Source organism: Candidatus Dorea massiliensis AP6 (assembly GCF_964245105.1).
GTDB lineage: Bacteria > Bacillota > Clostridia > Lachnospirales > Lachnospiraceae > Laedolimicola > Laedolimicola intestinihominis.
Map to the genome: position 1 here is coordinate 206,016 of NZ_CAXTKW010000005.1, position 10,658 is coordinate 216,673.

17 protein-coding genes and 3 pseudogenes are annotated in these 10,658 nt (G+C 48.6%); 1 reads left to right on the forward strand and 19 read right to left on the reverse strand.

Features of this window, described 5'->3' with window-relative positions; genetic code table 11:
* Positions 1-13: 13 nt before the first annotated feature.
* From ACESZP_RS07300 to ACESZP_RS07370, 15 genes and pseudogenes are all read right to left on the reverse strand, one after another.
* The gene (locus ACESZP_RS07300; RefSeq protein WP_009259769.1) at positions 14-325 is read right to left on the reverse strand and encodes a DUF5720 family protein; all 312 of its coding nucleotides are present in this window, start codon (positions 323-325) and stop codon (positions 14-16) included.
* Entirely contained in the window at positions 318-878 is a 561-nt protein-coding gene (locus ACESZP_RS07305; RefSeq protein WP_009259768.1) for an MT-A70 family methyltransferase, read from the reverse strand. Before ACESZP_RS07305 ends, ACESZP_RS07300 begins: the two co-directional genes overlap by 8 nt.
* Complete coding sequence (locus ACESZP_RS07310) at positions 875-1,363, reverse strand: hypothetical protein (RefSeq protein ID WP_009259767.1); 489 nt, start codon at positions 1,361-1,363, stop codon at positions 875-877. The genes ACESZP_RS07305 and ACESZP_RS07310 overlap by 4 nt, the downstream gene beginning before the upstream one ends.
* Before the next feature lie 12 nt (positions 1,364-1,375).
* The gene (locus ACESZP_RS07315; RefSeq protein ID WP_009259766.1) at positions 1,376-2,248 is read right to left on the reverse strand and encodes a ParB/RepB/Spo0J family partition protein; all 873 of its coding nucleotides are present in this window, start codon (positions 2,246-2,248) and stop codon (positions 1,376-1,378) included.
* 41 nt (positions 2,249-2,289) lie between these two features.
* On the reverse strand, positions 2,290-3,111 hold the full coding sequence (locus ACESZP_RS07320) for an ATP-binding protein (RefSeq protein ID WP_442872347.1): 822 nt from the start codon (positions 3,109-3,111) through the stop codon (positions 2,290-2,292).
* A gap of 5 nt (positions 3,112-3,116) precedes the next feature.
* On the reverse strand, positions 3,117-3,821 hold the full coding sequence (locus ACESZP_RS07325; protein ID WP_009259764.1) for a helix-turn-helix domain-containing protein: 705 nt from the start codon (positions 3,819-3,821) through the stop codon (positions 3,117-3,119).
* Positions 3,822-3,872: 51 nt separating this feature from the next.
* Positions 3,873-4,121, reverse strand: coding sequence for a hypothetical protein (locus ACESZP_RS07330; protein ID WP_499708563.1), 249 nt, complete (start codon positions 4,119-4,121; stop codon positions 3,873-3,875).
* A 34-nt stretch (positions 4,122-4,155) separates the two neighbouring features.
* Positions 4,156-4,413 (reverse strand): annotated as a pseudogene (locus ACESZP_RS07335) (recombinase family protein); the annotation flags it as partial.
* A gap of 127 nt (positions 4,414-4,540) precedes the next feature.
* Complete coding sequence (locus ACESZP_RS07340; protein ID WP_002594231.1) at positions 4,541-4,735, reverse strand: transposon-encoded TnpW family protein; 195 nt, start codon at positions 4,733-4,735, stop codon at positions 4,541-4,543.
* The gene (locus ACESZP_RS07345; RefSeq protein ID WP_002594232.1) at positions 4,732-5,586 is read right to left on the reverse strand and encodes an ATP-binding protein; all 855 of its coding nucleotides are present in this window, start codon (positions 5,584-5,586) and stop codon (positions 4,732-4,734) included. Before ACESZP_RS07345 ends, ACESZP_RS07340 begins: the two co-directional genes overlap by 4 nt.
* Positions 5,583-5,831, reverse strand: a pseudogene (locus ACESZP_RS07350) (replication initiator protein A); the annotation flags it as partial. The gene ACESZP_RS07345 and the pseudogene ACESZP_RS07350, both read right to left, overlap by 4 nt.
* A 269-nt stretch (positions 5,832-6,100) precedes the next feature.
* Positions 6,101-6,307, reverse strand: a pseudogene (locus ACESZP_RS07355) (cysteine-rich VLP domain-containing protein); the annotation flags it as partial.
* On the reverse strand, positions 6,297-7,922 hold the full coding sequence (locus ACESZP_RS07360) for a relaxase/mobilization nuclease domain-containing protein (protein WP_142410547.1): 1,626 nt from the start codon (positions 7,920-7,922) through the stop codon (positions 6,297-6,299). The gene ACESZP_RS07360 and the pseudogene ACESZP_RS07355, both read right to left, overlap by 11 nt.
* A complete protein-coding gene (locus tag ACESZP_RS07365; protein ID WP_002594236.1) occupies positions 7,894-8,289 on the reverse strand; it encodes a plasmid mobilization protein in 396 nt (131 codons plus the stop codon). Before ACESZP_RS07365 ends, ACESZP_RS07360 begins: the two co-directional genes overlap by 29 nt.
* Positions 8,290-8,327: 38 nt before the next feature.
* A complete protein-coding gene (locus tag ACESZP_RS07370) occupies positions 8,328-8,549 on the reverse strand; it encodes a hypothetical protein (protein WP_156327584.1) in 222 nt (73 codons plus the stop codon).
* An 89-nt stretch (positions 8,550-8,638) separates the two neighbouring features.
* Here ACESZP_RS07370 and ACESZP_RS07375 point away from each other — a divergent pair, with 89 nt between their 5' ends.
* Positions 8,639-8,764: a hypothetical protein gene (locus tag ACESZP_RS07375; RefSeq protein WP_007037420.1), complete on the forward strand. Its 126-nt coding sequence runs from the start codon at positions 8,639-8,641 to the stop codon at positions 8,762-8,764.
* A 152-nt stretch (positions 8,765-8,916) separates the two neighbouring features.
* Here the strand turns inward: ACESZP_RS07375 and ACESZP_RS07380 are convergent, their stop codons facing one another.
* The 4 genes from ACESZP_RS07380 to ACESZP_RS07395 all read right to left on the reverse strand — a co-directional run.
* On the reverse strand, positions 8,917-9,405 hold the full coding sequence (locus ACESZP_RS07380; protein ID WP_002569239.1) for a hypothetical protein: 489 nt from the start codon (positions 9,403-9,405) through the stop codon (positions 8,917-8,919).
* 114 nt (positions 9,406-9,519) lie between these two features.
* A complete protein-coding gene (locus ACESZP_RS07385; protein WP_002569240.1) occupies positions 9,520-9,825 on the reverse strand; it encodes a hypothetical protein in 306 nt (101 codons plus the stop codon).
* Between the two features lie 163 nt (positions 9,826-9,988).
* Positions 9,989-10,129 (reverse strand): Maff2 family mobile element protein, encoded by a 141-nt coding sequence (locus tag ACESZP_RS07390; protein ID WP_025577957.1) that lies wholly within the window; start codon positions 10,127-10,129, stop codon positions 9,989-9,991.
* Between the two features lie 164 nt (positions 10,130-10,293).
* On the reverse strand, positions 10,294-10,658 hold a 365-nt coding region (locus tag ACESZP_RS07395; protein WP_499708551.1), incomplete at its 5' end, for a tyrosine-type recombinase/integrase.

A 10,658-nucleotide genomic window follows, 5' to 3' on the forward strand; every position in this document is an offset into this window, starting at 1 on the left:
TACCATTCCGGCATCAACGAATCTGTTCTTTTTTATCGTAATGCAGGTGTCCCTGCACTACACGGGCATGGCTTAAAATCTTGATGTGACCTTTTTCCTGATTTTCGAGGGATTTTCGATACCCTTCATCCGTTAAAAACAAACGGGTTCGCTCACCTTGCCATCCAACAGGAGAATCTTTTGTCAGAACATCAAAGATAATCATATGGCGGGTATCGTCAGCAAAGCGCTCCAGTGCCATATACTCATGTCCGTGATACTCCTTTGCGCCAGCTTTCAGACGCATTTCTTCTATCAGTTCACCAATCGTTTTTCCGTTACTCATGCACATCTCCTTCCGATTGCGTCAGCGTAATGCTGCAATCCACCTCATTTCCCCAGACATCCCAGCCGGTAGACGTTTCCCTTGCGAATAACTCAATGCGCGGTACATCACCCACCAGCGTAACCGCCAGATTACGAACAATATCCGGCTTTTTACTGTGCCGCTCTCTGGGACTGATAATCAGCTGAGAAATACCGGCGCACTGACGTTTTGGTTTCCCTCTGACTGCCAGCAAACATATCTCAGCATTACTGCGTGTCCACCAGCCAAGGCCGAGAAAAAAGCCGTTTCCGGATGGATTTGTCTTTACCCATACAAAGCCGACTGTCTTGTACTGGAAGCCCCACGCTTCAATTAGCCGAAGGGCTTCCGGGAGCTTTGGAAAGGTTGCCCACAGAAGCAATACACAATTATCTGCCGCAATTTCTGCAACGGGAAGCTGATATAGTTCCTCATCTGACATTGTAGCGTAATGATTGATTGCGGCTCCCTGTACCTTGCCGCTGCGGTAACGCCAGGGCGGATCGGCATAAATCATCTCATATTTCTTCATACCTCACCATTCAGCAGAAGCGCCGGAAAGTCCTGCCCGTCGGCACAAAGAATTACCGTGCGGCTAGCTACCATGCGCTGTACATCGTAAATGTCCTCTGCAGTCACAGAAACGTCCTCACCGTCACCGTCCACATCATAGAAGATAGCGGGACCGACCAGATATTTCCGACCATCCAGCACCAAAATCTGCCGTTCGTCATAGCTCATAAGCAAATCACAGTCCGGAGCCTGAATCACGGAATCGTCTGTGCCGAAGCATTTCAGCACATCAAAACATTCGGTGACGTCTTTTACCTGGATACCTTTCCCCGGAAGCGCAGCGACCATCAGAATGTAATCGCTGTCTGTTGAACTGCTGTGCAGATCGGTAGCTTTCAGGCAATGCCGGATTCCATCCAGCATTTCTCCGATACCTGCTACAAGCAAGTCCACATCTACGTCCGCAGCATTGGCTTTAGCATTCATTTCATTTTTGTTGAGCATATTTGTTCTCCTTTACCTTGACTGATCCCGCTGTCTCTTTTTCTGCCATTGTTCCAACAGCCGGATAATCGTATCTTGCATTTGCTTTGGAGTATAAGAGCGCGGAAAATACTTACGGAGTACGTCATTCTTGAGCGTGACCGTATCCAATTCGCTCTTTTTCTCTTCATTCATAATCGTGTTCATAGCTTCCTGGGTACACATCCCTGCCTGACTGAGCTTTTTAATCCGCTGTGCCTGAGACAACGATGGAGTGGACTGTCCGTAATCCATAGCTTCCAGGAAACCTTGCTGTTCCTCTTTTTTCAGAAAAGACAATTCCACCGCCGGGTTGAATGCGATTTCTTTACGATCCACCATATCCAGAAGCTCGGGGATCAGATTGGTCAAATTGATAAATCGCTGAACCTGACGGGCGCTTTCACCGGTTTGCTCAGCAATAATCTCCCTAGACTCTTTTCCCTGAAAATCCCGGCCAACTTGGCCGGAATTTTCCTTAGACGGTCTTCCAGCCCTTCTAGCCATCGCCTCCATCTTCATTTTGTAGGCAAACGCACGCTCACTGGGGAGAAGCGTTTCCCTTTGAAGATTGGAGTCCACCATGGCAATGGTTGCGGTATCATCATCCATCTGCCGGACAATCACTGGCATCGTTTCAAGTCCAGCAAGTTCCGAAGCCCTCATGCGCCTATGACCTGCCACTAATTCATACCCGCCCTCCGGACGTGGACGGGCAAGCGCTGGAGCCAACACGCCAAACTGTGCTACGCTTTCCACTGTACGCTGCATGGCTTCATCATCCACCACCCGGAAGGGATGATTTTTGAACGGATGTAATTCAGAGAGCGGAATCTCCTGAACCCGTTCAGATTTTTTTACAGGCATTCATAAAACCCTCTCTTTCCCGGCTGTACAGCCGTTTTTTACTAGGAGAACAACACCTCCTTGACCAGTTCCTGCTTTGATTTTCCAATCGTAGTTCGCCGGTCATGCCCCGGAACGTGTACCGGCGTACACATTTCCAGTACCCGGCTGTAAATTCTGGCGTGTGCCACATCTTCAGGATTACGGAGCTGGCTAATCGTCAGGTTTGTTGTGATAATCAATGGAAGCCCTGTCTTATAGCGTTCATCAATAACAGCGTAAACCTGTTCCAACGCATACTCGGTATTCCGCTCAATTCCAAGATCATCAATAATCAGCAGAGAGAAGCGGTTGAAAGAAGCAATATAGCGATACCGCTCATCCGAATACATGGCACCCATCTGGTTTAGAATTTTGGAAAAATTGGTCATCAGGACGGGAACACCTTTTTCCAACAATGCATTAGCAATACAAGCGGCCAGGAATGATTTTCCTGTTCCAACATCGCCCCAAAGCAAAAGGCCAAGGTTTTCCGCCTTGACTTTCTTCCAATTTTCCGTATACCGTTTCGCCATCTGGATGCTGGGAGTATCTGTCGCTGACGCAAACGTCCAATCCTGAAGATGCCGCTCCTGAATACCTGCCGCTTTCAGACGGCGAACGTAGAGCAGCTGTTCTTCCTCCTTCATGCGTTGTTCCTGCCGTTCCCGTTCTTCCTTCTGGCATTTACAGATACAGGGCATGATCCGTTCTTTGCCCTCAAATGTGATCCGACATTGAACCGGCGTATGACATTTCCCACAATAGAGGAGTCCATCTTCGCCGAGATACTGCTCCGGTCTAGGTTCTTTCTGAACCTGAATACGATCCAGAAAATCGAACATTGTATTCATAAACTTTCTCCCTCCTTGTACCGGTAGTTATCATGACTATATGCGGGCAGTTTGGACTGTTTGGAATCTCGTCTTGCCCAACTGCGGATGGTAGCCAAATGATTTTTATAGCGCCTTCCGCTGGAAGCCATATATTCCGACAATCGTTCAATGCGGCTCTGATAGTCTGCTGGAAACTCAGCCTGGAGTTTTTGCAATTCTTCGTCCGAAAGAAGTACATTCTCATACATTCCGTACCGGTGACGAGAAGGTTGTGATACTGTTTTTCCCTTCTCATCTGTACTTAATTGTTTTTTACTTGATCCTTCTTTACTTCTTTGTGCGGGAGTTATCGTATCCGGCGGAACCGTATTCGGGCTTACCGTATCCGGCTTTTCCGTACACGGTGAATCCATGCACGGCTGCGATCTCGGCTTTTCAAAAATCACATACTCTGTCTGTCCTAAGCGGCCATTCGGTTGACGAAGCTGACGGCGTTCCAGATAGCCATGTGTTTCCAGCTCTTTCAGCGCGGTGAGAATACCGTCTACACCTTCCAAGGAGATTGCCGCAAGTCCTCTCACAGAGTAGTGCCATGTATCCGGCAGGCTGAGAAGCATGGAAAGAAGCCCCTTTGCTTTCAGACTCAGTGTCTGATCCCTCAGATGGTAGTTACACATGGTTGTGTAATTGGCGTTTTTCTCTACCCGGAAAACTGCCATCTCAACCACCTCCCTTACGGCGCTGTACTCGTTAGCAACATATTCTTCACTTCACACAACCTCCTTGCATTGCTTACTTTTTGCTTCTGCCAGTAACGGCAGAAACAAAAAAAGAGCGGTTACCCGCCAGCCAGGATTTCTCCTGACGGCAGATAACCGCTCTATGTTCAATACTATTCTTTTCTGATCTGGCATTTCCTCCGTTACGCTGCCAGCGGCGCAGATTGCATTATATGATTGAAATTCTTTTTGTTTCGGGTCAAAAACAAATAGAACCAGCCACAAAGCCTTGATTTTCAAGGTCTTTCTGTGTTGGTTCTATTATTACACAGTCATCCTTGACGATAACTGTCCCGACTTTCCCTGCTTCAATGTCTGCAAGCATGGCTTGAAATCCGGGTCTTTGAAAGTTCGCACCGGAATAACCGTCGTCGGTGTACCAGCGCAGATTAGAAAATCCATTCTGTTTGGCATAGGTTTCCAAAATCCTCTTTTGGTTGGAAATGGAATTGCTCTCGCCTTGCAGCTCGTCCTCATGGGACAGTCTTGGGTAAAGGGCGGTAATGAGTTGCTGGGTGGTCTGTCTTAACATAAATTCCTCCGTTTCCGACAGCCAGCCCCACTATTCCGTACCTTGATTGTACCACATGGGGCGGCTGTCTGTATAGCGGCAAAAGCGTCAAATCTGCTTCTTTACGGTCGGTAAAAATGACGGTTTTTCAATCAGGCTTATCACAGGTCAAATATCCGGCGGCGGCTTCTGCTTCCAGCACTTTCATCATCTTGTCAGCGGCGGTGTCGGTCGCCCCCTCCTTGAAAAAGCCAGACACCACAAGGATTGTGTTGCCTATCCTCGTTTCGGTCACGCAGTCCGGGCGGCGGGCAGGGCGTTTGTTTCTCTGGGTGTCGGTCATAGGCAAATCTCCTTTCCGGCAAGCAGCCGTTTCAGCTGTTCCATTTTTCCCTGTGCGGCGGCTTTCCTCAAATTCTCCCCGGTAAAGCAGAGAGGGGAACACATTTCAAGCAGGCGGTCATAAATCCGGGCGTGGGCGGTGTCCTCCGGGTGCTGCAATTCCTCCAGCGTGAGGTTGGTCGTCACAATCAGCGGCTTCCTGCTCCGGTAGCGGCTGTCAATCACATTGTAGACCTGTTCCAGACCGTATTCTGTGCCACGCTCCATTCCAAAATCGTCAATGATGAGCAGGGGGAAGCTGCAAAGGCGGGAAATATATTCGTTCCTGCCCGCAAAGCTGGCGGCAAGGTCGTTTAATATTGCTGCAAAGTTTGTCATGCACACCGGGACTTCCTGCTCCATGAGGGCGTTTGCAATACACCCGGCAAAATAGCTTTTCCCAGTGCCTACCCTGCCCCACAAGAGCAGCCCGTAGTTCCCGTCCTTTATCTGTTCCCAGCGTGCCACATATCCGGCGGCGTTCTTCATCTGCGGGCAGCTGCCGTTATCGTTGGCAAATGTCCAGTCCTGCATGGTCTTGTCTGTAAAGCCCTGCCGTTTCAGCCGTTCCACCGTTTCAAGGTGGCTGCGCCGCTTCTCGGCGGCTTCCCGTTCCTTACGGGCTGCCCGCTGGCAGTCGCACTCTGACGGGTGGCGGTCACGCCCGAAAAAGGTCTTGCCCTCCGGGAAATAGGCTTCTTTGGGTTTCCGGCATTTGCCGCAGTATAAAAGCCCGTCCTCCCCGGTGTAATCCTCCGGCTCGGCTGTGGTGTCGGTCATAGGCAGTATGGTGTTGTGGATTGTATCGGTCATAGGCTTTCTCCCTCCTTGAATGAATAGTCCGGTATGCCTTTCTTTGGCTTCTCTTTGGCAGCGTCCTCCTGCGCCCACTTGTAAATGGTGGCTGCATGGCTCTGGTACTGCTTCCCGGTGGAAGCGATGTGGCAGGAAAGGCGGTCAAGGTAATACTCCCACTTGCCGGGGAAGTCCTGTTCCAGCTCCAAAAGTTCTGTGTCAGAAAGAAATACATTTTTATATCTGCCATAAGCGGCGGGGGGCTGCCCCTCACTCGCTCCTTTTGTTTGGCTCTCTATTAGGTTGTTTATATTAGTTTGGTTAGGGGACGGTTTTCCGACCGTCATAAGGTCAGTTTTCCGGCTGTCAGTTGGTCGGTTTCCCGCCCTTATGAGGGGCGGTTTTCCGTCCGTCAGTTGGTCGGAAAACTGTACCACTGGGATAGGCGGCACTTTCACATACAGACGGTTGGCGGCAGAAAAGCCCGTCCGTCTGCGTTCCAGCAGCCCGGCAGCGTCCAGTTCGTTCAGTGCGCCCTTTCCAGTGCTTCATCAAGGGGCAGGACAGCGGCGGTAAACCAGCGGCAGAGCAGCGAATAGCTGATACTCTGTACACACACGCAAGGCTCGCCGTCCTCCAACAGCAGGCAGTTCCCGCTGTCATAGTTGCAGCACTCATGCACAAGGCGGCGGGCTGCCCGGTACTGGCGGTAGTCCATGCGGGGGATATTACCGTTCATGGCTCTGCTCCTTTCTGCGCTGCGGCTCGCTCCGGCGTAAAATCTGGTCGATATTGCCCTTGACAGTCTGCAAGCGGCGGTACTCCTCCCGTTTTGCCCGGTAATCGTTGTAGCCGCTGTTTTTCTCTTTGATAAGGCTTTCAATCTCTGCTTGCAGGGATTTATAGCTCGGCAGCTTGGAAATGCCGTTCTCCCTGAAATAGCGGGCGGCTGCGTCTGCTATGATAAAGTCACTTTCATGCTTCTGACGGTAGGCTGCTTTTGCTTTGGCGTTTTTCTGCTGTTTCAGCCCGTCCCGGACAGGGCGGGTCTTGGAATAGGCAAGCACCTGCCGTTGCAGCTCCTTTTTCCCGTTCAGCGTCTTTTCCACCTGCTTCAACCACGCAAGGCTTTCCTGCATGGCGGCATAGGCGGCAGAACAGGCTTCGTCCAGTTCCTCCGGGGAGGAAAAGCCGTACTGCTGATAGGCGGTAACGGTAGCTGCCATTTGCTTTAGGTTGTGCTTTGCCGCCCAGCGGTCATAGCCCACGCCCTTGCCCTCGGCTCGCTTGGCTTCCCGGTCAACCATGCGCTGCAAGGTGTTGTCTGCCGGGGTGGTTTTTGCAGCTTTTTCCCCTTGTAACGGCTTTTTAACTGCGGCAGGGTATTCGGGTATGGCTTTGGTCTGTTCGGCAGCTCTGTGGGCGTTCTGCGTGAGCAGGGCAAGGACAGCAGCCTTGTCAAAATCGTCCCCCAGCTTTCGGGCTGTGATAGGCTTTGTCCTGTCCGGCGTGAGGTAGGAAAGCCGCCCCCGGCTCTCCTTGACGGTCACACCCTCCCGCAGCAAAAGGGAAGAAAACTCGTCAAAGCTGCCAGCTTGGGAAAGTGCCTGCCGTATCGTCTGGCGCAGCTTCGCCTTGTCCGTTTCAAACTTGGTGGGCTTGGTCGGCTGTCCGGCGGCTTCTCTGGCGGCGTTCTCTTTGTCAAGGGCAAGCTGCCCTTTCTTTGCCGCCCAGTATTCCCGTTCGGTTATCCGTTCCTTGCTGCCGTTCAAGAGGTCGATTTGGTAAAGCCCCTCCCGGTGGCACATTTCCATGACTTCGCTCTTGAAATATTCCATAGCGGCGTTGGTGCAGCGGTGCTTGCAGCCCTCCAGCGTGTCGGCTGGTCTGTCCATGTAGGGCAGAAGCGGGACTTCGTAAATCCGCAGGGAGTTGATGACGATATGCACATGGATATTCCCGCTGTGGTTATGCCCGTCCGGGTGGGTGCAGATTAGGGCTTGGTGTCCGGGGAAATGCTCCTTGCAGAACTGCTCGCCCAGCTCCTGCGCCCGGTCTACGGTCAAGCCGTTGTCTGTCCCGTCCCGTGGGTCAAAGCTGATGATATAGTGGTGGCTTTTCACATCTTCCCGTTTTTGGTTTTTCTCATAGCGGAGATTGGCTCGCATACAGGCAACAGCGAAATCCTCGCCCCCGCAGTTGAGGGAAGAAATGCGGTAATCCTCCCTCGGTATCAGCCGCCCGTTTTCATCAAGGGTGGCTTTCATGGTAAACTCGTCATGCTCAAATGTGAGATAGGCTTCCGCTGCGCCATAGTCGGCGTTTTTAGAGCTGATATGTTTGAATGTTGCCAACAGCGTCACCCACTTTCTGCAAGACTTCAAACTTTAGGGCAGCAAGGTCGGAAACCGCCGCCCGTACCTCCCCGGCAAGCTGCGGATAGGGACTGTGCCACTCGTTCAGCGTCCGGGCTATCTGGTTTAAGTTGCCGCCGATCCTCCCGTATTCGGCGGTCAGCTTCCCGACAGCGGCAAGCAGCTCGTCATTGATGGGGGAAACGGTTATGATGGGGCGTATGGCTGCCCCGGTTATGGCTTGCCGGATAAACTCGGCTTGGCTCATGTGGTAAGCAGAAAGCCGCTGGGCAAACTCGGCGTATTCTTCCTCGGTCATGCGTGTTTTGACTACCCGGCTGCGGTGCGGCGTGTTGTATCGTTTCATAGGTGGTTGACCTCCTTTCTGTGCGTGGTGTCCTCTCACTAATAGGAGAAAAACAGGGTGTGAAGCGGAACTGTTTTTGAAAAATCCGAAAAATATTTTGAGGGGTTTTTCAGCGGCGCAAGCCGCATAAGCAGGGTTTGGGGAAGGCACTCCCCAACAAGATTCCCGCAGGGGCAAAATGAGCGATAAGCGAATTTTGGCACCTCGGTAGAATCTTGCTCTAAGAAACTGCCGGCCTGCCGTTCACTTGCTACTGCCACTTTTTCAGAAAATCTATAACCAGCTTTTTTTATAAAAGGCTGCGGGCTGGCGTTTTTCCCTTACTCCCTACAAACCACAAAAGAGCAGAATGGACGGACTTTCCGGCAAGAACTTTTCCGGCGGCTCGGTCTTTCCCGACAATAAGGCGTTTCGGAAGCTGCGTTTTGCCCGCTGTCTGAAAAAAATGGCAGCCTTTTTTGGTTTCACTGTCTAATACGGAACTTTTGGAAATTTGCCAAAAATGGACGCAAAAAAAGCAGCAAATCTTTTTCGGATTTACTGCTTCATGTGCCGCTGCGGTGCGGCGGGATGGATATTCAGTTGAAATAAAAGAGGATGGTGGTACTTTAGTCTATCGACTCTTTACTAACTATTAGGTAATCTTGAAAGATTTTCCTTGAATTTATCTAAAGAATGTTCATTGTTTCCCGCAAAAATAAGTGGAATTGTATATTCATATGATATGCCATTTTCATAGTCCGATAATTGTATTTTTATAGTATCATCCCTCTCATCTTTAGGTGCTATATATATGAATGAATTTTTATTTATATCAGATATTTTCCCTTTTTCAGAAGAAACAGTATAACCCCAGTCTGTTAAATTTGTCTTTATTGTAACTTCTGTTTCTGTTTCTTTTCTAGTCTGCAATGCTGTTTTATCGATTTGGATATCAAAAGGAGTCGAACCTAACAATTCACTGTTTATATTTACAAGTTCTTCTCCATTTGTTTTAGAAATATTAGATTCATCTTCATAATTTTGTTGAGATTCATCTTTTGGTGTTTCTCTGTTACATCCTAATAAAAAGCATAAAATAATTAGTACTAATACAGAAAGTTGTTTTTTTTGCATTTATTTCTCCTTTCATATTATCAAAGAAAGCACTGAGAGTACTTTCAAGAAATTTTGAAATATTCTCAATGCTTTCTATTTTTTGATTATAAACTTGCCGGTAATGATACTATGTTAATTTATCTCTTTCGCGTAACCTTTGTTGCAATATACACATGCACCATTCACCCATTTGTGAGACATTTCAATCGTCTCAACTTCATAAATGCTTACTTCTCCACAAATTAAACATTGTTTGTAATTATATACATGACGTGTCGCACATTTATCCCAGTCATCATATATACCAGGCATTTCATCTTCATATCCATAGTACTGGGGAGAACCCCAACTATGAGTATGAGCGGCAAATACAGTCATTGGAGCAGCTACAATTCCAGCTACTACTGAAAGTGCTAAAATAGATTTTCTTAAATTCATAAGTTCCTCCCTTTCCTTAAAAATACATAGCTCTTTGTTACATTGTCATTTTAACATAATAATTGGTAAAATGCAATAATTTATTTTCTATTTACGAGAAAATACTGTGCATATTATCTTATTTAGGAATAGTTAAGGCGGCTACCTAAATCTTTTTATTACTTTACCGCACATGAGCATTTGCACCTGGGTTATCATTTCCGTAACCTTCGAGAAGGTTTACAACACCCCATGCGCCCAGACCTGCGCCCAGGGCGATCACAAGGATCTTCAAAGTATCAATCGCGCTTGCAAAAAATGCCATATAGTTCCTCCTTTAATTTCAGAAATTTTAATTTGTATAACTAAAATCTCAACTTTCCTTATTTTATGCGACTTGGCGGTATGCCTTGCCACTCTATATGTATCCTTTTCCCTTGTTTTTGCCCTTATGAGGTATCTACAAGGGAAAGTTTTTCTTATTCGATTTTATTCTCCAACCACCTTATCAAGTAGTCGGGCTGAGTTTCGCTTACCTTCTCGGTTAGCGTGTGCATAGACATTCATAGTGGTACTTACATCCGAGTGTCCAAGTAATTCCTGTACATCCTTTGGTGCTGCTCCATTTGAGAGCAGGTTTGTGGTATAAGTGTGTCGCAGGGTGTGGAAGTGGAAATTATCATCAAGCTCCGACAATCGTTTCCTTGCTGTCCTTAAAGCTGTCTCAACCGTTGCAGGGGCTTCGTATGCTCCGTCCGGTCTGATACATACAAGGTTAATCTCGTTGTAATCAAGCGGAATGTCCTCTGTGCCATCCAAATGATAAAGCTCATAGTAGATACGATTCTTTTCCT